The sequence below is a fragment of the Chryseobacterium oryzae genome (assembly GCF_022811665.1).
Taxonomy (GTDB): domain Bacteria; phylum Bacteroidota; class Bacteroidia; order Flavobacteriales; family Weeksellaceae; genus Chryseobacterium; species Chryseobacterium oryzae.
This window is the reverse complement of the sequence record NZ_CP094529.1, coordinates 1188759-1209149: the sequence shown is the minus strand read 5'-3', so window position 1 is coordinate 1209149 and position 20391 is coordinate 1188759. Positions and strand designations below refer to the sequence as shown.

22 protein-coding genes are annotated in these 20391 nt (G+C 33.6%); 6 read left to right on the top strand and 16 right to left on the bottom strand.

Annotated elements, in window-relative coordinates; all coding sequences use genetic code 11:
- Positions 1 to 17: 17 nt before the first annotated feature.
- The 5 genes from atpH to MTP08_RS05550 form a co-directional block, all read right to left on the bottom strand.
- Positions 18 to 557, bottom strand: coding sequence for an ATP synthase F1 subunit delta (gene atpH / locus MTP08_RS05570; protein ID WP_209390030.1), 540 nt, complete (start codon positions 555 to 557; stop codon positions 18 to 20).
- Positions 558 to 559: 2 nt separating this feature from the next.
- Entirely contained in the window at positions 560 to 1054 is a 495-nt protein-coding gene (locus MTP08_RS05565) for a F0F1 ATP synthase subunit B (protein ID WP_243577409.1), read from the bottom strand.
- An 86-nt stretch (positions 1055 to 1140) separates the two neighbouring features.
- Positions 1141 to 1350: an ATP synthase F0 subunit C gene (atpE, locus tag MTP08_RS05560; protein WP_034675836.1), complete on the bottom strand. Its 210-nt coding sequence runs from the start codon at positions 1348 to 1350 to the stop codon at positions 1141 to 1143.
- A 40-nt stretch (positions 1351 to 1390) separates the two neighbouring features.
- Positions 1391 to 2467 carry a F0F1 ATP synthase subunit A gene (gene atpB / locus MTP08_RS05555; RefSeq protein ID WP_209390028.1) on the bottom strand — a complete coding sequence of 359 codons (1077 nt, stop codon included), beginning with the start codon at positions 2465 to 2467 and terminating at the stop codon, positions 1391 to 1393.
- A gap of 85 nt (positions 2468 to 2552) precedes the next feature.
- The gene (locus MTP08_RS05550; protein ID WP_243577408.1) at positions 2553 to 2921 is read right to left on the bottom strand and encodes a hypothetical protein; all 369 of its coding nucleotides are present in this window, start codon (positions 2919 to 2921) and stop codon (positions 2553 to 2555) included.
- A gap of 219 nt (positions 2922 to 3140) precedes the next feature.
- Here MTP08_RS05550 and MTP08_RS05545 point away from each other — a divergent pair, with 219 nt between their 5' ends.
- Together MTP08_RS05545 and ffh are read left to right on the top strand one after the other, a co-directional pair.
- Positions 3141 to 3617: a hypothetical protein gene (locus MTP08_RS05545; RefSeq protein ID WP_243577407.1), complete on the top strand. Its 477-nt coding sequence runs from the start codon at positions 3141 to 3143 to the stop codon at positions 3615 to 3617.
- 203 nt (positions 3618 to 3820) lie between these two features.
- Complete coding sequence (ffh, locus tag MTP08_RS05540; RefSeq protein WP_243577406.1) at positions 3821 to 5182, top strand: signal recognition particle protein; 1362 nt, start codon at positions 3821 to 3823, stop codon at positions 5180 to 5182.
- A 134-nt stretch (positions 5183 to 5316) separates the two neighbouring features.
- Here the strand turns inward: ffh and MTP08_RS05535 are convergent, their stop codons facing one another.
- The gene (locus MTP08_RS05535) at positions 5317 to 5775 is read right to left on the bottom strand and encodes an Lrp/AsnC family transcriptional regulator (RefSeq protein WP_209388463.1); all 459 of its coding nucleotides are present in this window, start codon (positions 5773 to 5775) and stop codon (positions 5317 to 5319) included.
- Positions 5776 to 5919: 144 nt separating this feature from the next.
- Here MTP08_RS05535 and MTP08_RS05530 point away from each other — a divergent pair, with 144 nt between their 5' ends.
- Positions 5920 to 7146 carry an aminotransferase class I/II-fold pyridoxal phosphate-dependent enzyme gene (locus MTP08_RS05530; protein WP_243577405.1) on the top strand — a complete coding sequence of 409 codons (1227 nt, stop codon included), beginning with the start codon at positions 5920 to 5922 and terminating at the stop codon, positions 7144 to 7146.
- 107 nt (positions 7147 to 7253) lie between these two features.
- On the opposite strand, the gene MTP08_RS05525 is transcribed toward MTP08_RS05530, so the two are convergent.
- Both MTP08_RS05525 and MTP08_RS05520 read right to left on the bottom strand, forming a co-directional pair.
- Positions 7254 to 8258: a glycosyltransferase gene (locus MTP08_RS05525; protein ID WP_243577404.1), complete on the bottom strand. Its 1005-nt coding sequence runs from the start codon at positions 8256 to 8258 to the stop codon at positions 7254 to 7256.
- Between the two features lie 21 nt (positions 8259 to 8279).
- The gene (locus MTP08_RS05520; RefSeq protein ID WP_243577403.1) at positions 8280 to 9293 is read right to left on the bottom strand and encodes a nucleoid-associated protein; all 1014 of its coding nucleotides are present in this window, start codon (positions 9291 to 9293) and stop codon (positions 8280 to 8282) included.
- A gap of 127 nt (positions 9294 to 9420) precedes the next feature.
- Between MTP08_RS05520 and pafA the strand changes: the two genes are divergently transcribed.
- Positions 9421 to 11067 carry an alkaline phosphatase PafA gene (gene pafA, locus MTP08_RS05515; RefSeq protein ID WP_243577402.1) on the top strand — a complete coding sequence of 549 codons (1647 nt, stop codon included), beginning with the start codon at positions 9421 to 9423 and terminating at the stop codon, positions 11065 to 11067.
- 51 nt (positions 11068 to 11118) lie between these two features.
- On the opposite strand, the gene MTP08_RS05510 is transcribed toward pafA, so the two are convergent.
- The 3 genes from MTP08_RS05510 to MTP08_RS05500 all read right to left on the bottom strand — a co-directional run bounded on the left by MTP08_RS05510 (position 11119) and on the right by MTP08_RS05500 (position 14507).
- On the bottom strand, positions 11119 to 11418 hold the full coding sequence (locus MTP08_RS05510; RefSeq protein WP_243577401.1) for a barstar family protein: 300 nt from the start codon (positions 11416 to 11418) through the stop codon (positions 11119 to 11121).
- Positions 11419 to 11470: 52 nt separating this feature from the next.
- Positions 11471 to 11977: a ribonuclease domain-containing protein gene (locus MTP08_RS05505; protein WP_243577731.1), complete on the bottom strand. Its 507-nt coding sequence runs from the start codon at positions 11975 to 11977 to the stop codon at positions 11471 to 11473.
- Positions 11978 to 12074: 97 nt separating this feature from the next.
- Positions 12075 to 14507 carry an alpha-ketoacid dehydrogenase subunit alpha/beta gene (locus MTP08_RS05500; RefSeq protein ID WP_243577400.1) on the bottom strand — a complete coding sequence of 811 codons (2433 nt, stop codon included), beginning with the start codon at positions 14505 to 14507 and terminating at the stop codon, positions 12075 to 12077.
- Positions 14508 to 14642: 135 nt separating this feature from the next.
- Between MTP08_RS05500 and MTP08_RS05495 the strand changes: the two genes are divergently transcribed.
- Positions 14643 to 14936: a hypothetical protein gene (locus tag MTP08_RS05495; RefSeq protein WP_209388470.1), complete on the top strand. Its 294-nt coding sequence runs from the start codon at positions 14643 to 14645 to the stop codon at positions 14934 to 14936.
- 1 nt (position 14937) lies between these two features.
- Here MTP08_RS05495 and MTP08_RS05490 read toward each other — a convergent pair whose 3' ends face one another.
- The 5 genes from MTP08_RS05490 to speB all read right to left on the bottom strand — a co-directional run bounded on the left by MTP08_RS05490 (position 14938) and on the right by speB (position 19474).
- On the bottom strand, positions 14938 to 15915 hold the full coding sequence (locus MTP08_RS05490; RefSeq protein WP_209388471.1) for a polyprenyl synthetase family protein: 978 nt from the start codon (positions 15913 to 15915) through the stop codon (positions 14938 to 14940).
- 176 nt (positions 15916 to 16091) lie between these two features.
- Positions 16092 to 16970 (bottom strand): hypothetical protein, encoded by an 879-nt coding sequence (locus MTP08_RS05485; RefSeq protein WP_243577399.1) that lies wholly within the window; start codon positions 16968 to 16970, stop codon positions 16092 to 16094.
- A gap of 81 nt (positions 16971 to 17051) precedes the next feature.
- Positions 17052 to 17663, bottom strand: a complete 612-nt coding sequence (locus MTP08_RS05480) for an alpha-ketoglutarate-dependent dioxygenase AlkB family protein (RefSeq protein ID WP_243577398.1) — start codon at positions 17661 to 17663, stop codon at positions 17052 to 17054.
- Between the two features lie 41 nt (positions 17664 to 17704).
- On the bottom strand, positions 17705 to 18556 hold the full coding sequence (locus MTP08_RS05475) for a bifunctional helix-turn-helix domain-containing protein/methylated-DNA--[protein]-cysteine S-methyltransferase (protein WP_243577397.1): 852 nt from the start codon (positions 18554 to 18556) through the stop codon (positions 17705 to 17707).
- Positions 18557 to 18622: 66 nt separating this feature from the next.
- Positions 18623 to 19474: an agmatinase gene (gene speB, locus MTP08_RS05470; RefSeq protein WP_243577396.1), complete on the bottom strand. Its 852-nt coding sequence runs from the start codon at positions 19472 to 19474 to the stop codon at positions 18623 to 18625.
- A gap of 166 nt (positions 19475 to 19640) precedes the next feature.
- Between speB and MTP08_RS05465 the strand changes: the two genes are divergently transcribed.
- A complete protein-coding gene (locus MTP08_RS05465; RefSeq protein ID WP_243577395.1) occupies positions 19641 to 20303 on the top strand; it encodes an HAD family hydrolase in 663 nt (220 codons plus the stop codon).
- Positions 20304 to 20391: the final 88 nt, after the last annotated feature.

Here is a 20391-nt window from a genome sequence, read left to right as displayed (position 1 = left end):
TGTATGGTTGTTTTTTCTTAATTTAACTGAAAGTCTTTTTTAATCTTATTCAATTTTGATTTTACAGATGCATCGATCTGCTGATCTCCAACTCTTAAAATATAACCTCCCAAAATTTCAGGATTTACGTTTACCTTAAGATCGAAAGTTGCAGATTGATTTACAAGATTAGTAGATCTTAAAATCTGCTCCATATTTTCGTTGGAAAGCTCTGTAGCTGTTGTAAGCGTAATTCTCTGAATACCGTTGATATCTTCAACTTTATTAATGAACTGCTGTGCTACATTTTTAAGCTGACTTTCTCTTCCGTTTTTGATGATTAATTTGATTAAATTCTGAGAAACAGGCGAAAAACTTTTGAAAATTTCTTTCGCAACCTCAGTTTTTTTATGAGCATCAATATAAGGAGTCATGAAGAATGTGTTCAAATCTTTAGATTCAGACATTAACTTCACTACATCTTTCATTTCAGCAAAAACAGCTTCGGTTTGTCCGGATTCTTTCGTAAAATCCAGTAAACCCTGTGCGTATCTTTTAGCTACTTTAGAGGTAAGCATTATTAGTTAAGGTTTGATTTATTTAAATAATTTTGAACCAATTCATTCTGAGCTTCGTTATTTTCAAGCTTTTGCTTTAAAATAGACTCAGCAATATTTACAGACAAAGTACCGATTTGAGATTTAATGTCTGCCATAGCAGCATTTTTCTCTGCGCTAATGGTTTGTCTTGCAGCTTCAATTAATTTATCTCCTTCAGACTTAGCAGCGTCTTTAGCTTCAGCTACGATTCTGTCTTTAATTTCTCTGGCTTCTTTTAAGATAGAATCTCTTTCGATTTTAGCTTCACGCATAATTCTTTCGTTATCTGCTTTAAGATCTTCCATCTCTTTTTTAGCCAATTTAGCCTGATTAAGAGCATCCTGAATATTATCTTCTCTTGTTTTCACTGCAGAAAGAATAGGTTTCCAAGCGAAAGTTGTTAGAAGAATTACCAATAATAAGAATACTACTGCTGTCCAGAATATGTTACCAATTGAAGGAGTTAATAATTCCATTTTATATCAATTATTTTTTAATTTGTTTTTTTAACTTTTTTAAAAGAATTCTACAAACCAACCGTTTGTAGAATTCTGTTTGTTTACTATCCGTTTCCTAGTAACGCTACTACGATACCGAATAGACCAGCACCCTCGATAAGAGCTGCTGCGATAATCATTGCAGTTTGGATTTTTCCTGATTGCTCTGGTTGTCTTGCAATACCTTCCATTGCGCTACCACCAATTTTACCAATACCTAATCCTACACCTAGAACTGCTAAACCAGCTCCGATTGCTGCGATACTACCTGTCATAATATTATAATTTAAAAAGTTGTTTTCGTTTTAATTTTAATTAATGATCGTGGTGTGGCTCTTCTACAGCCGACCCAATAAATAATGCTGTCAACATTGTAAAGATATAAGCTTGTAAAGCCGCTACCAATACCTCCAATACATAAATAAATAATGATAAACCTAATGACACCGGAGTAATTGCATAAGTCTGCATAATGAAAATTAATGCAATTAAACTCATAATGATGATGTGTCCTGCAGTCATGTTCGCAAAAAGACGAATCATTAATGCAAAAGGTTTAGTAATAATTCCTAATAATTCTACAGGAACTAAAATAATATATACTAATATTTTCCCTGCAAAAGGCATGTTGCTTCCTAATGGATCGAACATGTGCATCCAATATGTTTTTCTACCGCTTAAGTTTACAATTAATAAAGTAAATACGGCAAGAACCATTGTAAATGCAATGTTACCTGTTGTATTTGCTGCTCCCGGAAGCAATCCTAATATATTTAGAATCCAGATGAACAAAAATAAAGTCACCAAATAAGGAACATATTTTCTATATCTAACAGAACCAATATTCTGCAAAGCAATATCATCTCTTACAAATACTACAATAGGTTCAATAAACCTTGCAATTCCTGTAGGAACCTGAGATTTTTTATAACTTGCTGCTGTAGCAAAACCAATAATTAACAAAATAACTGCAGCCAAAATCATCTGAGCAACTACTTTAGTAATAGAAAAATCTAAAGGCTGTTTGTTGGTTGGGTGCCCTTCGTGCATATCTAAATCTCCCGCTGCATTAGTTTCATAAATTTTATTGTGATAAACTTTATAAAATTTCCCGTCAATATCTGCTACACTCTCCTCTTCATGTCCGAATTTTTCTGAGCTAAAAACCTTCAAACCATTATCCCAAAGTATAACTGGTAAAGAAATCCCAACAGAATTGTGTCCTTCTCCCCAAAGATGCCAATTGTGAGCATCCTGAATGTGATGCATAATAAAAGGAACCGGATTGTACTTTTCATCCTTTGCAGCTTCTGCAGCGCCTTCGTGTGTCTCTGCAAAAGAGAAGCAGAATACAAAAAGATAAAGGGCAATTAACAGTTTTTTAAAACTCATGACTAGACTTTATTTCTAAAATTTTTGCAAAAATATAAATTTTAATTCGATTATTAGTTATTATACTACTTTATATTATATGATATTAGTCTTGTTTTTTAACTAATTTTAAAACAAAAATCACTTCAATTAATAGGTAAACCCAATACAGCACAAAATATGGCACGATATGAAGCCTGAATTCTTTCTGAAAAACAGCAATGTATCCCATTGCAAAAAATTTAAAAACCACAAAACCAAGAAAAATAAATCCTATTATATTCTTTTTTTCCAGGGCAAACACAATTAGAATTGTTAATAAACTTATTAACGTAACAAAAAAAATGAGAATATGTATTCTGTAATTTAGAACTAAGACATTATTTTCTGCCAACTGCCATTGTAGTAGAAATAACAAAGCCGACAACAATAAAAATAAGCCTAATCCTTTTAAAACTATTAAAGATTTTTCCATTGGCTGCAAAACTACCAAAAAAATATTTAGAACGGTGTTGATGTATCTAAGATAGTATCACATATTTTTTCTTTGCTTTTTTTGAATAAGATAAATGAATCTGAATCATGTCGAAAAAAATATGCATTTTTGGATATTAAATGATTACTTATCATACAATTTGGCATTTTTATGGCAATAGTCATCTCACTTTTAAAAAATAATTTAAAATTTAAAGAAATGAAAAAAATTTTTGTTGCTACAGCATGTATCCTCATGTTCACTCAATCTTGTAAAGAAAAAAAAGAAGCCGTAATTACCAATGATAAAGATACTATAGTTGTTAAAAGCGATAGTACGAATATCGAAAAGAAAAGTGATAAAGAACCCAATATAATAAGTAATAATTTAGGCAAATATCCTTCTGAGATTAAATTATTTGAAGATACTACAATCGGAAGCCGAATTAAAACCCTTTCAGATAAACATTATGATGCGATTGTTAAAAACTTCAATGTAGAAAGTCCTATTGTGGAAGAAAATGAAATTTATAAAACTACAGGCTGCAAGAAAAATGATTGCCCCACTTATAGTACAACCATATTATATGATGCAAAAAATGATAATCTCAACATTATTATTAATGAAAATTCAAAATCTACAGTATTGAAGGAAAAAGGAGCAATACCATATTCATCAACACTGAAATCAAAATAAAAAAAGGCTGGCTCAAAATGAGTCAGCTTTTTTTAAAATACATCACGATTATTATTTAAGAAGTAAAATTATCTTTCAAAATTTCAAGCTTACCAATCTTACAAACACTTTATTTTCTCAATAATTATTTTTTTAGCAGGCTCCTTTACTTCATAATCTTTAAAAAATTCTTATTTTTGCAAATTATATAATACAGACACAGTATGTTTAATAGTTTACAGGATAAATTAGACAAAGCACTTCATAATATTTCCGGACGCGGAAAAATCACAGAGATTAACGTTGCGGAAACCGTAAAAGAAATCCGAAGAGCATTGGTAGATGCCGATGTTAATTATAAAGTAGCCAAAGATCTTACCAAAAGAGTTCAGGATAAAGCTTTAGGACAAAACGTTCTTACCTCGCTTACTCCGGGACAATTGATGACAAAAATTGTTCATGACGAATTGGTAGATTTAATGGGAGGATCTCAGGAAGGCATCAATCTTTCGGGAAAACCTTCTGTTATTTTAATTGCAGGTCTTCAAGGTTCTGGTAAAACTACTTTTTCGGGAAAACTTGCCAATTATTTAAAAACTAAAAGAAATAAAAAACCTCTTTTGGTAGCGTGTGATGTTTACCGTCCTGCAGCTATCGATCAGCTAAAAGTTTTGGGTGGACAAACGGGTGTTCCTGTGTATACCGAAGAAGGAGCAACCAATCCTTCTACCATTGCTGAAAATGCTATTAATTTTGCAAAATCTAATGGTCATGATGTCGTAATTGTGGATACAGCAGGTCGTTTGGCGATTGATGAGCAGATGATGAACGAAATAAAATCTGTTCATTATTTCATTAAACCTAACGAAACGTTATTTGTTGTTGACTCAATGACGGGTCAGGATGCTGTGAATACAGCGAAAGCATTCAATGATGCATTAAATTTCGACGGAGTTGTTTTAACTAAATTAGATGGTGATACAAGAGGTGGAGCCGCTTTAACCATTCGTTCAGTAGTAGAAAAACCAATTAAATTTATTTCTACTGGAGAAAAAATGGAAGCTTTAGATCTTTTCTACCCAGAAAGGATGGCAGACAGAATCTTGGGAATGGGAGACGTTGTTTCCTTAGTAGAAAGAGCTCAGGAGCAGTTTGATGAAGAAGAAGCCAAAAAACTTCATAAGAAAATTGCTAAAAATGAATTTGGATTTGACGATTTCTTAAAGCAGATTAACCAAATCAAAAAAATGGGTAATATGAAAGACCTTATGGGAATGATTCCTGGGGTTGGAAAAGCCATTAAAGATGTAGAAATAAGTGATGATGCATTTAAACATATTGAAGCCATTATTCACTCGATGACTCCAGATGAAAGAAGAAGACCTTCCATTATCAATACTCAGAGAAAAAACAGAATTGCAAAAGGTGCCGGAAGAAAAATTGAAGATGTAAACCAATTGATGAAACAATTCGACCAGATGGGTAAAATGATGAAGATGATGCAGGGTCCTCAAGGAAAGCAAATGATGCAGATGATGAGCAAAATGCCAAATATGCCGGGAATGGGCGGAATGTTTGGAAAATAACTGAACCAAAATTCAATGATACAACTCTCAGATTTTTTCTGAGAGTTTTTTTATGATTGTTTTCAGAATTCTTCAAATTTTATAGAAATGAAAAATCAAAAACAGCTATTTAGATATAAAACTTTAACTTTAATTTAAATGACAATTTCTGTGGTATTTTTCACTTCCGAAATGGTAAATGAACTGTGTGTACTTGCAATATGCTGTAATGTAGTAAGTTTAGAAAGCATAAAATTGCGATAATCCTCCATATCTTTTACACAGATTTTCAGAATGTAATCGTAATCTCCACTCACATGAAAGCATTCTGAAACTTCATGAAGATCCATTATCTCCCGTTCAAACTGCATTACAAATTCTTTTTTATGCTGAGTAAGTTTTACATGACATAAAACCAAAAATTTACGCTCAATTTTCCCCCTGTCGACCAAGGCAACATACTTAGAAATTACTCCAGAATTTTCGAGTTTTTTAATTCTCTCATACACTGCAGTCACCGAAAGGTTAAGCTTATGCGATAACTCTTTGGTGGTTTGCTTACCATCCTGCTGCAAAAATTTCAGCAGTTTTCTGTCGGTTTCATCAAAACTCATAGAAAATATTTTTATGTATTGAATAGTTTATTAAAAACTATAAATTTTAATTCTACAAAATTATTAAATAATAGTTTTATTTTCTAAATATATACCAATTTGTTGTAATAAAGATGCCAATTATTCATTTTTAAACAAAAAAATATGAAACACTTCAACGCAGCAAACGAAATTCAGGATTTACAATATTTTGGTGAATTCGGAGGAGTAAATCCTTCAATTTCAGACAGCTCTACATATACATTTCTATCGGCAAAAACCATGTTCGATACTTTTGAAGGAAATGCTGAAGGCTGTTATTTGTATTCTCGCCACTCCTCTCCCATGAATCTTTATCTTTCGCAGGCATTAGCTAAAATGGAAAATACGGAAACAGCCAATGTTACCGCTTCAGGAATGGGTGCAATTACCTCTGTTCTTATGCAACTGTGCAAAAGTGGAGATCATATTATTTCGAGCAGAACTATTTATGGAGGAACCTATGCTTTCATGAAAAATTTTCTTCCGCCATTTCAAATAGAAACCAGTTTTGTTGATATCGGCAATTTTGAAGCTATCGAAAATTCTATACAGCCTAATACAAAAATAATTTATTGTGAAAGCGTAAGCAATCCGTTACTAGAAGTTGCAGATATTAGAAAACTTTCTGAAATCTGTAAAAAACATAACCTAAAACTGGTGGTTGACAATACTTTTTCACCACTTTCTATTTCTCCAACTTTATTAGGAGCCGATATTGTCATTCATTCTCTTACAAAATTTATCAACGGAAGCAGTGATACTGTGGGTGGTGTTTATTGTGGAAGTCAGCAATTTATTGATGATACCAAAAATGTAAACAACGGAGCATGCATGCTTTTGGGACCAACCATGGACAGTTTGCGTTCTGCAAGTATTCTTAAAAACCTGAGAACACTTCATATCCGAATAAAACAACACAGTTATAATGCGTTGTTTCTTGCTGAAAAATTTGAAAATGATGGCTTAAAAGTCTCTTATCCGGGATTAAAATCTCATAAAAACCATGAACTGATGAAAACCATGATGCATGAAGAATATGGCTTCGGCGGACTTCTCACTTTAGATGCAGGAAGTACCGAAAAAGCAAATGAACTGATGGAATTGATGCAACAGGAAAATTTGGGTTATTTGGCAGTGAGCTTGGGATTCTATAAAACATTATTTTCTTGCTCCGGAAGTTCAACATCTTCAGAAATTCCGGAAGAAGAAAGAGAAGCTATGGGAATTTCCGATGGATTGATTAGATTCTCTATCGGTCTGGATCACGATATACAAAGAACATATGAAAAAATGCGAGAATGCATGCTGAAAACAGGTGTTCTACAATATGAAACATCATCCATATTATAATTATTGCTGATAAAAGCTGTCTTCGGACAGCTTTTATTATTAAGTAGAAATTATTTAAAACTATTTAAATTCAGATTTTTCAGAATTTAACAGATAATAAAATTTCATCAATCTTTATGAAAGTGCTTTGGAAATGCTTCTTTAGGCTGAATTTTGAAAATATTTAATAAAATCCAAGATTTTAAAAAGCCATAACCGTAAGAAAACATTTGAATGTAGGTAGAAATTACAGCCATTGCTCCGATAGCAATATTTCGTGTAACGATCATTGCATGGATGCATACAAGAAATGTGTAAAGACCATAAAATGCCAAAATAACACCTTTTCCCAGTAGAAAATATTCTATAAAACCTAAAATATATCCGAGTAGAAACAGGCTTGGAAAAGCAAAAGAAATTTTCACATATTTTGGATGCCGCTGGTTAAGAATAGGTCTTGCACAACCAAACTGATATACCTGTTTAGAAAATTTACCAAAATCTACTCTTCTCTTATGATACACGGCAATATCATCAAAAAATGTAGTGGTATAACCATTTTCCCACAACGTCATCGAAAGATCCGGATCTTCACCGATACGCATCTCAGAAAAACCGCCTACTTTTTCAAAAACTTCTTTCTTCACGCCCATATTAAAGCTTCGTGGCTGAAATCTGGATACAGCTTTTTTGCTCCCTCTTATGCCTCCCGTTGTAAAAACCGAAGTCATAGAATAGGAAATAGCTTTCTGCATCAGATTGAAGCCTTTATGTGCTTTATCGGCTCCTCCAAAGGCATCACAAGGAATGTTTACAATGTCATTTTTAATATGTTCAATATAATCTTTTTCTACAATTACGTCGCTGTCTACAAAAACCAGCCATTCTTTGGATGCTCTTCTTGCACCGTAATTTCTGGACAATCCGGGTCCGGAATTATCTTTTCTGAAATATTTTATATCTAAAATCTCGTCAAAATTATGGATGGTGGGTTTCAAATCTATGAGAGAGCCATCATCTACAATAATGATTTCAAAATCTTTATCGGTTTGTGCATTAAGAGAATTTAAAAGCTCAAAAAGCTCATCTTTCCTATTAAATATTGCAACTACTATGGAAATGGTTGGTTTCAAATGAATAAATTTTCAGAATTTTTAAACTTCTTTTTCGAAATACAGCATGTAATATTTGCCCTTTTCATCCTGTCCCTGTTCCAACATTTTACGGTCTCCGTGGATATAAATATGGAAGTTTTTATCTAATTTAATGATACTTTTAAAATGTCTCTGCGTTTTCTTTACTGCCGCTTCGCTTATCGGGAATTCTTCAGCAATATTTATCTGCATATCTTGTTCGTAATCTGTTTTAAAATTATTAAAACTTTCAATTACATGTTCGTCTCCCAATACTTCAGTCGTAAAATCATCAAGCTTAAATTCTTCTTTTTCTTTAAAAAACTGAATAGACTTGTTTAAGAAATCTGCCTGATCTGCTTTAGAAACTTCAAATTCCTGCGGAAGCTGTTTTGTAATATAATCTTTATAAACCATTAAAGCTTCCTGGGTGTGAAAATATTCGTCATCACGCTGTTTCACTTTCAGAAAATCTTCGAACCAGTAGTACATATCGCCATTTTTATTATTATCTACAACCGACAGTACATACCCGCTTTCTTTATTGTTATTATAAATTAACGCCGCTTTATCTATTTTAGAAAGACTAATTCCCTGGTCTTTTTCAATTTCAAAAGATTCGTTCTGAGGAAATATTTTAAGGAAAGACTCTCTCTTTTCAGTTTTAAAAATTCCTATTTTGTCTACTTTTTCTGTTCCTTCTCTTTCATCTTCAAAAAACACGATAAACAATTCTCCTCCCTGAACTCTTGGGTTTTCGGCGGCATCGAAAAGATGTTTGGCAATATTTTCAGATTCCCATAGAAATTTAGATTTATCTTCAAAAATTTCTGAAACCGAGCTGAAAACAGGATTATTTACCAAATAAGTATCGCTGTAAAACTGATACGTTTCTTCGGTTTTGAACGAACCTAAAAAATAATTCTCCAGCATTTCTACAGTTCCTTCGTCCAGCTGAAGCTCTTCTTGGGAAAGAATGAGAGATTCACCATTAATTTTATTTCCTACTCTGTGTACTATTATTTTTGAAAACATGCTCTATAATTATATTGGATTGCAAATATATTCAATCTTCTTATCTATATGAATTTAATTTAACCAAAATTTCAAGCTTAAAAAATGAAAAACCTTTACATTTGTAGTCTTAAAAGTTAGTTCTAAAATGTTAAGGAAAATTACCATTGCTGCGGTTGTATTTTTATCCGCGGCAAACTTTAATGCTCAAAAAAATAAAAACACCCAGCTCGAAAGACCGAAACTTGTCGTAGGTCTTGTTATCGACCAAATGAGGTGGGATTATCTGTACAGATATTATAACAAATATGGGAATGATGGTTTTAAAAGACTTCTAAATAAGGGTTTTTCTTTCAATAATGTGATGATTCCTTATGTTCCAACAGTTACGGCAATTGGGCATACTTCTATTTATACAGGTTCTGTACCTTCTATACACGGTATTGCAGGAAATGACTGGACCGATAAAAAAACCGGAAAAAGCATTTACTGTACCGAAGATGCTGAAGTACAAGGTGTAGGAACCACTAGCCAAAAAGTGGGCGGACATTCTCCAAAAAATCTTTGGAGTACCACAATAACCGATCAACTGAGAATGGCAAGTAATTTCCAGTCTAAAGTGGTTGGCGTTTCTCTAAAAGACCGTGCTTCTATTTTACCCGCAGGACACAATCCTACAGGAGCTTTTTGGTTTGATGAAAATACCGGAAACTTTATTACGAGTTCTTATTACATGAACAGTCTTCCGAATTGGGTAAATAAGTTTAACGAACAAAAACTGGCAGAAAAACTGGTTGCCAATGGTTGGAATACTCTACTTCCTATTGAACAGTACACCGAAAGTACAAGAGACGACGTTCCTTGGGAAAAACCTGTTGGAAAGGCAGAAAAACCCGTTTTTCCATATTCAAATTTAGCCAAAGATTATGCTGAAAATAAAGGGGTACTAAGAACAACTCCGTTTGGAAATTCTTACACTTTAAGATTTGCAGAAGCGGCAATAGACGGTTATCAGTTGGGAGAAGACTCTATAACAGATTTTCTTGCCATCAACATCGCTTCTACAGATTATGTAGGGCATTCTTACGGACCCAATGCTATTGAAGTTGAAGATACTTATCTTAGATTGGATATTGAGCTGGCTAACTTTTTCAAGCTTCTTGATAAAAAAGTGGGTGAAGGAAATTATCTTGTTTTCTTATCCGCAGATCACGGAGGTGCACATTCTGAAGGGTACATGAAAGAAAGCAAAATGATGACCGGCTTTTTTGATGATGGTTTGGAAAAAAATCTTGGTGAAGAACTGGAAGCAAAGTATGCATCAAGCAAAATTATTCTGGGGATAGATAATTATCAGATATATCTTAATCAGGAACTTATTAAAGAGAAAAAACTGGATGAAGCAGCCATTAAAAAAAGCATTATTGATAATTTGAATAAAGACCCTCGTGTTTTATATGCTGTAGATCTAAAAGAAGTTGCTTCTGCACCAATTCCTGAACCTATTAAATCTAGGATAATTAACGGATATAACTGGCAAAGAAGCGGTGATATACAAATTGTTTCTCATGACGGAATGCTTCCTAATTATGCTAAAAAAGGAACTACTCACAGTGTTTGGAACTCGTATGACGCTCATATTCCGCTTATTTTCATGGGTTGGAAGGTTTCTCATGGCGAAAGCAACGCTACGCATTATATGACCGATATTGCACCGACTATAGCTCAGTTTCTTCGAATTGAGAACCCGAGTGGTAATGTAGGACAACCTCTATTGGAAGTTTTAGGAAAGTAATCTTAATTTCAGATAAAAAATAATCCCGCAATTTTTTGCGGGATTATTTTTTTATTCGGTATCGTCTTCATCATCTTCATATTGCTCAAGATAATAAGCAAAAGAAAAACCTTCAGATTCTTCTTCCAAATCTTCCAGCGTATTGAGAAGATCTTCAAAGTTTTCCAGCTGATCTACACTCATATTAACAAATTCAAGATGAAATGGCATTTCCAGCTCTCCTGTAATTACGTCTGCAAGTGCATCCAAATTATCTCCAAAATATTCCGGAAGTTTTACTTTTTCTTTCAGTTGGGTGTAAAAATCTTCGTAATCTCCTATTTCTGCAAAGTCGATATATGTTGTTTTCATATTTTTAAGAATAAAGTTCGTGCAAAATTACGCTTTAGAAATAAATTTATGCCTATTTCTTTTCAAAACTCCTGTAATGATCTTTAGTTAAGTACACATCACCATTTTTAGTGAAAATAATACGGTCTGCATTTCTGTTTCCGCAACTGTAATTTACATCTGCTTCAAAATATTTTTCATCTTTAGGAAGCCTTCCTTCTCTATTGCCAAAATAATCTCCACCAATAGCTTTCCCTGGTAAAACTTCACAAAGATTGCCTTGAGAAGGATTCCAGCCTTGTTTCTTAGCCTCAGATTTTGTAATGTAGTATTCCGGAAGATGGTGGTTCTCTTTTACATAAGAAATTACTTTATTTTCTTCTGTTAGTTCAGTAATATCATTAAAATTCTGAGAATTATTATACTCATCAGTATTTTTCGTTTCACCGTATCTTACATCATTTATCGTTGTATTTTCTGCCTTTTTTTCTGCAATAAAATTATTATAAACATACATTACAGACATCCCGAAAAGCAATCCGAGACATGCAAACATAACAGAACGGATTTTACTGTTCATCATTTCTTAGTTTTAATATGGATTTAATTAGAAACAAAAATATATAAAAAACCGCTTCCAAAATGAAAGCGGTTCTAAAATTTATTTGAAATCCAAATTAGTATATCGCAGGATATTTCTGTGGATTTGTTTCATTAAACATAGCATAGATTTTTTCCACCATATCATCTGCAGAAGGTTTGCTGAAATAATCTCCATCACTGGCATAAGCAGGTCTGTGATTGTTGGCAGATATTGTCATTGGATCCGAATCTAAGTATCTGAATGCCTTTTGTTTCTCTAAAATCTGTTGAGCAATAAAAGCTGAAGTTCCGCCTTCCACATCTTCATCTATAACAACCAATCTGTTTGTTTTCTTTACAGATTCAGCAATTTCGTGTGTTAAATCGAAAGGAATTAACGACTGAACATCGATTACTTCAGCAGAAATTCCTAATTTTTCTAACTCTTCCGCAGCTTCCATTACAATTCTCCATGTAGAGCCATAAGTTACTAAAGTTACATCTTTTCCTTCTTTTGTAACTTCAATTTTTCCTACAGGAACGGTAAATTCACCTAAATTATCGGGCTGCTTCTCTTTTAGTCTGTAACCATTTAAACATTCTACAATTACTGCCGGATCATCACTTTGAAGCATTGTGTTATAAAATCCTGCAGCTTTTGTTAAGTTTCTTGGTACCAAAACCAAAATCCCTTTAGAAAGGTTTAAAATCCCTGCCATTGGAGAACCAGAATGCCAAACTCCTTCTAATCTGTGACCTCTTGTTCTGATAATTACCGGAGCTTTCTGACCTCCTTTTGTTCTGTACTGAACTGTAGCCAAATCATCACTCATCCCTTGTAAACAGTACAAAATATAATCTAAATACTGAATTTCGGCAATAGGTCTTAAACCTCTCATTGCCATACCAATTCCCTGTCCTAAAATTGTAGCTTCGCGAATTCCTGTATCGGCAACACGAAGTTCACCGTATTTTTCCTGCATGCCTTCCAAACCTTGGTTTACATCACCAATATTTCCGGCATCTTCACCAAAAACCAGAGTTTCAGGGTATTTTTCGAATATTTTATCAAAATTATTTCTAATTACTACTCTTCCGTCTACAGTTTCTGAAGCGTCTGAGAAAACAGGTTTAATTTCTTTAACATTTTCAGCTTTCCATTGTGACTGAGAGTACAAATGAGAAGAATAATTATCTTTTTCAACTTCAAAAATTTCGTTGTATTTCTGCATCAACAAATTTCTCTCCGAAGAGTTTGTTCCTCTTGTTGCCAAAAGAGACTTTCTTACCAAATGGAAAATATCTTTCTTCGCTTTAGAAACCAATTTGTTGAATTGGGAAATATAACTTTCAATTTCAGAGTTATGGCTTTTAAGATTTTCAACAAGAGGTAAAACCGAGCTCATTAAATCTGTAATAGTTTTCTGATAGTTTTCCCACGCCTGTTTTTGTCCGGCTTTCACTATTTTTTTGGCTTCTTCGTCAATTGCATCCAATTCTTCTGTAGTTGCCAAAACTTCTTCTTTGCCTTCAATTTCTATGGAATAATTTAAAATCCATTCTCTGAATTTCACCAATCCGTCAAACTGAGATTCCCAAGCCAAACGTTCTTCATTTTTATATCTTTCGTGAGAACCAGATGTAGAGTGACCTTGTGGCTGCGTTACTTCAATAACGTGAACTACAACCGGAACACTTTCTGTTCTTGCAAACTGCTCTGCTCTTGCAAAAGCATCCAATAATGCAGGATAATCCCAAGCTTTCACCTGAATAATTTCGCAACCCTGAAATTCTCCTTCTTTTCTCTGGAAACCGCTTAGCATTTCAGCAATATCTGCTTTTGCTCTCTGCTTCATTGTAGGAACAGAAATCCCATATCCATCGTCCCAAATAGAAACAATCATCGGAACCTGTAGTGCACATGCAGCATTCAATGTTTCCCAAAAATGACCTTCTGCAGTAGAAGCATCACCAATGGTTCCAAAAGCTATTTCGTTACCATCTTTCGAGAATTTTTCTGAACCTTCAAACTGTACAGATTTATATATTTTTGAAGCCTGAGCTAAACCTAACAATCTTGGCATTTGTCCTGCAGTAGGCGAAATATCTGAAGATATATTTTTCTGAGCCGTTAAATCTTTCCAGCTTCCGTCTTCATTTAAACTTCTTGTAGCAAAGTGCCCGTTCATCTGTCTTCCAGCAGAAGCAGGTTCTCTTTCAACACTTGTATCTGCATATAACTGTGCAAAGAAACTCTCTACAGACAAAGCATTTACAGCAAGTGCAAAGGTCTGATCTCTGTAATACCCTGAACGGAAGTCGCCATTTTTAAAAACTTTTGCCATTGCAAGTTGCGGAAGTTCTTTACCGTCCCCAAAAATCCCGAATTTAGCCTTTCCGGTAAGTACTTCTCTTCGTCCGAGATAAGACATCTCACGGGAAATTCTTCCGAGTTTATAATCTTCAAGAATCTGATTTTTAAAGTCCTGAAAGGAAATTTGCTGAGTTTCAATATAGGTTGTCTGCATAGCCAAATATTAAATATTTTTATTTTGAAGTATTTTGCTAATATACACTTTTTAAATTAATTTTAATTTTCAATAATATTTTTTAAAAATTTGATAATAAAAATTATTGTCTATATCTTAGTATAAAATTACGTTATGGAAAAAAAATCGAGCCATATTCTGAACGCCTCCAGCAATCTTTTGGGGTTTTCTCTGGTGATTATTACGTCTTTAAAGATCTCGAAATTCAGTTCCAATACGCATCTTGATGAATTTGCAGGTATTGCATGTCTGTTTTTTGCATTCAGCTGCTTTTTTTCTTTTCTGTCTATAAGAACCGACAGAGAAAAGCTGGCAAACAAGTGCGAAACGATTGCGGATTATTTATTTTTATCCGCTTTATTTTGTATTGTTTTATCTGTGATTATCGTAACTGTGAAAATTATTTAATCTAAAATTTTCTTTCAATAACGTAATCTAACATAAGATGTAGAGATTTTTTAGGCTCAGAATCCGGAAATTCATCCAAAATATTTTTGGCTTTTTGCTGAAAATCTTTCATTACCTGAACGGCATAATCTAAACCACCAGAACTTTTTACGAATGAAATAAGTTCTTTAACCCTTTTCTGATCGTTGTTGTAACGTTTTATGGTATCAAAATAATACTTCCTTTCGGTTTCGTTTGCAATTTTGAGAGTATGGATAAGAGGAAGAGTCATTTTTTGTTCTTTAATATCGATTCCTACAGGTTTACCGATAATATTCGAACTTAAATAATCAAACAAATCGTCTTTAATCTGAAATGCCATGCCGGTAAATGTTCCGAAATCCATCATTTTTTTCGCCAAAGCTTCGTCTACACCGTTAGAAAGTGCCCCTATTTCACAACAGGCTGCGATAAGAGTAGCCGTTTTCTGCCTGATAATTTCGTAATAGACATCTTCCGTAATATCCAGTTTTCTGGCTTTTTCCAACTGCAGAAGTTCCCCTTCAGACATTTCGCGAATTGTTCTTGAAATAACGCTCAGCAAATCATAATCTTTATGATCTGTTGAAAGCAAAACCGCCTTCGAAAGGAGAAAATCGCCTACTAAAACAGCAATTTTATTCTTCCATAATGCATTTATCGAAAAGAAATTACGTCTTTTGAAACTTTCATCTACCACATCATCATGCACGAGTGTTGCAGTATGAATAAGCTCAATCATAGATGCTCCGCGATATGTTTTTTCGTTAACATTACCTGTAAGTTTGGCACAGAGAAATACGAACATGGGACGCATTTGCTTTCCTTTTGTTGTTACGATAAAACGGGTAACTTTATCCAACAAAGGAACTTTGCTCTGCATAGATTCATAAAACTTCTGCTCGAAAAGTTTCATTTCTTCATTGATCGGTCTCTTGATTTCTTCTACAATGTTTGCCACGAAGTAAGAATGAAAGGTGATTGTTGATTAATTCCCACAAAGATAATTGTTTTCGGCAAATATTAACAGTATTTAATTTGAATGTATGCTTTTTTATCTCGCAACCAAAAAATCAATTGCTATTAATAATCAAAAAAAATAAAATTATTGGAAGAATTTTTTGGATTAAAACTCGTCTAATCCTTAAACTTCTCTTTTGGGATGAAGTATAGACTTTGTTTTTCTCCACCAAGCGGAGAGCTGAATTTTTCCCCAGAAATATAAATCCCCTCCGAATTGACCGCAATACCTTCAATCTGACCAATAGATAATGCGCTTCCCAGAAAAAAACGTTTCGGATTTTCTTTAAAAAAAATACCTGGCTCGGTTTCGTTATACACTTCAAGAAAGACTTCAGTTTTTTTGGTGTAGCCTATTAAATATAATTTTCCTTCAAAATAAGAAGCATCGGTAACTAAAAAATTGGTTTTGAAAGCTTCAAGCTTTATTGCTTCTTGTTTTTCAGAATTTTGCGGATCTATTGCATAATGAGCCGTTGATTTCGAAGCCCATTCTTTTGTAAAAAGATGTATTTTACCATTGAGAAAAATCATTGCTTCTGCATCGAAATCTGTAGATCTGTTTTTGGCTGAAAAATCTTTCTGTTCGGGATATTCAAAAGAAATAACTTTTAAAGAATCGTTTACAATGGTATTTTCTGAAAAAGGAACGCGATAGATTTTCAAATCTTTTCTTGTCCCAGAATTATTGCCAAAATCTCCGATATAAAAGTTTTTACCATCGTTTGTAAGGGCTTCCCAATCTTTATTTTCAGCTTTTACAATGAAATTTTGCAGAATTTCTCCTGATTTTGGATTGAGCTCAAAAATTTCCGGAGTATTTCCACTGTCGTTAAAAGTATATAATTTTCCGTTAAAAATATTCAAGCCGGATGTTTCCTGAACCTTTTCATTCAACGTAGCAATTCTGTATTTTTTTATTTTGAAAATTCTTGCCTGTTGAGAAAATAAACAACTGGAAATCATGAGTAATAATGATAAGAAAATCTTTTTCATCGGGTAAAATTAATCAAACACTTCTTTTTTTAAGATTTTGAAATCAGAAAAATTATAAATTTTATAAAACAACCATAAAAATCAGTTTTCGATTGTTCTGAAAGTAAGATTTATCCTTGGAAAATTAATTTTTGAAGTTGGCGGAAGTCTGTGAAGCCAATTTTCCTGTGTATTATCTTTCATCACCAGTAAACTTCCGTTTTCCAGTAAAATGTCTATTCGTTCCTTGGTCTGTTTATGCTTAAACGAAAATTTCCTTTCTGCACCAAAAGTTAGCGATGCAATGGCTCCGTTTTTCTTTAAATCTTTTTCGCCATCACTGTGATATGCCATTCCTTCGCTGCCATCATGATATAAATTGAGAAGACAGGAATTATACGTTTCACCAGAAATTTTCTCACACTTCTGCTTCAGAACCAGCAATTCGGGAGTCCATATTTTAGCCAATTTTGTTCGGTTAGAATAGGTATATTCAAACGCTTTTTCCCCAAACCACGCTACTTTTCTTTTTGTGATGATTAATTTCCCAAAAATGATTGCCTCATCATTTTCCCAAGGAATCTGATTCAACAAATATTGGTAATATTTTCCGCATTCTTCTTCGTTGAAAATTTTCCCGTAATATTCGGTTTTTCCATCTTTGGGAAGAATACTGATCGGGAAATCCTGAATATCATCAAACAAACCGTTCATAATTAGAATAAATTATTAGAATGGAAAATGGCTAAATATTATTAAATTGAATCAGGATAAATATGTGAACTTTCCCAACCAATCATCAATTCTTTTCTTTCACTTCCCCACATATATCCGCCTATTTTCCCTGAAGACTGAATTACTCTGTGACATGGAATGAGAAATGCAACAGGATTACTGCCAATGGCAGTTCCGACAGCTCTTGAAGCTTTAGGATTTCCTATTTTTTCCGCCAGATTACCGTAAGTCGACAGTTTTCCCATTGGAATAGTAAACAAACTCTCCCAGACTTTAAGCTGAAAATCTGTTCCTTTCAAATGTAGTTTAATGGTATTTAATTGAGACCAGTCTTTATTGAAAATAGACAATGCATTATCCTGAAAATCATCTTTGCATTCAAAAAAAGAAGCATTGGGAAATTTAACATATAAATCTCCCAATGCTTTATCATTTTCTTCTTCGAATGCCATGTAACAGATTCCTTTATGTGTAGAAGCTGCAATCATTTTCCCGAAAGGACTTTCGAAGAAGCTGTAATTTATTTTCAAGTTTTTTCCGCCGTTTTTGTATTCTGCCGGTGTCATTCCTTCCATTTTCACAAAAAGATCGTGTAATCTGCTTGTACTGGATAGTCCGGTACTTAAAGTAACATCAAACAGCGTTGCTTTGTCGTTTTTCAGCAAATTTTTGGCATGTTCTAAACTGATGAACTGGAGAAATTTCTTCGGACTGGTTCCTGCCCAATCCGAAAACATTTTCTGAAAATGAGCCGGACTAAGATTTACTTTTTCGGCAATTTCATCCAGATTAGGCTGCATTTTGAAATTTTCTCTAATGAAGTCTATCGCTTTTGCAATTCTCTGATAATCAAACTCTTTCTGCTCGGACATATTTATTTTTGTTTATACAAATTTCAAGAGAAAAAACTGAATAAAAAATCCGTTTCCTGCGGAATTTTAATCTTTGTTGATGTGATAATATGCCAACATCTTATAATATAATTTTGCTGCTAAAAATGCTGTAGGTTTAGAATAAGGTGAATCCATCAATTCAACAATATCAAAAGCAACTACGTTACATTTTTCGAATACTTTTCTCAGCAATTCCAACGTTGGATACCATTGTAAACCGCCCGGTTCCGGAGTTCCTGTAGACGGAGCAATAGAAGGATCGAAAGCATCCAAATCTATCGTAATATATACATTTCCTGAAACTTTTTCTAATACATCGTTAACCCAGTTTTCGTTGTTGGCAATTTCGTGAGCAAAAAATACTCTTCCTTCCGGTAAATATTGATTTTCTTCTGCATCCATCGAACGGATTCCCACCTGAACCAAATTATGTTTCTGATTAGCCTCAAAAACCGCACACGCATGGTTAGAAGTAGAACCGTGAAAATCTGGACGCAAATCTGTATGTGCATCTAACTGAAGTACCGTTAAATTATCATACTTCTCTCCTACAGCACGAATAGAACCGATAGAAACCGAATGTTCTCCGCCAAAAAGTGTAAACAGCTTATCTGTTTTCAAAAGCTCTTTTGTTTTTTGATAAACAGCTTCTGTCATCGCTTCCGGAGTAGAATTTTCTGCAACTTCTCCTGCAAGAAATACTCCTTCAAGATAAGGTTCGGTGCCTGTTTCTATGTCGTAAAGTTCCATATTTTCGGAAGCATCCAAGAACAATTCCGGGCCTTTATCGGCACCTTTTCCCCAAGTTGAAGTTCCATCGTAAGGAACAGTCACCAAAACCACTTTTGAATTTTCTAATGAAGCGTTTTCTTCAGGAATTCCTGCGTATGTTTTCATATATTCTGATTAAAATTTTATAACAATTTGAGATTAAAAATATTTTGCCAAAGATACAAAGAAGTTGGGAAATTGCCGGAAATATACTTATTTCAAAAGATACATTTTAAAAAGCATTTTTATTTCATCCGATACAAATTCGCTAACTTTGTATAAAAATAAGAATATGCCTTTAAAAGCAGTACTGTTCGATATGGACGGCGTAATTGTAGATACAGAACCTCTTCACAAAAAAGCCTATTTTAAAACTTTTGACGAACTGGAAATTGAAGTTTCAGCAGATTTGTATTCTTCATTTACGGGTGCATCTACCAAAAAAGTTTGTGAAACTTTAATCAATCAATTCAATTTAAAGCATTCTCACGAAGATATTGCCGCCATTAAAAGAAGTCATTTTAAAGATTATTTTTATAATGATGAGGAATTTGATCTTATCCCGGGAGTGAAAACTTTAATTGAACATTATTACCATAACGGAATTAAACTTATTCTGGCTTCTTCTGCAACCATGACTACCATAAACATGGTCTTTGAGAAATTTGATCTGGAAAAATATTTCGGAGGAAAAATAAGCGGTGCAGATTTGAAAGAGTCTAAACCTCACCCTGAAGTTTTTCAGATTGCCGCAAAATTAGCCCAAGAACCTACGGAAAACTGTATGGTAATTGAAGATTCTACCAACGGAATTTTGGCTGCAAAACGTGCAGGAATTTTCTGTGCTGCCTATAAAAGTTTACATTCTCTAAACCAGAGTTATGATTTGGCTGATATTGTAGTATCTGACTACAATGAACTTTTTTTGGATAAAATTTCAGGTTATTTCAGTTGATTTTAACTGTTTTAATGGCTTTTTTTCATCAAATAATCATTGAAACTATTTTTTATTCTGAAAATAAAAACCGATTCTGAATAACAGA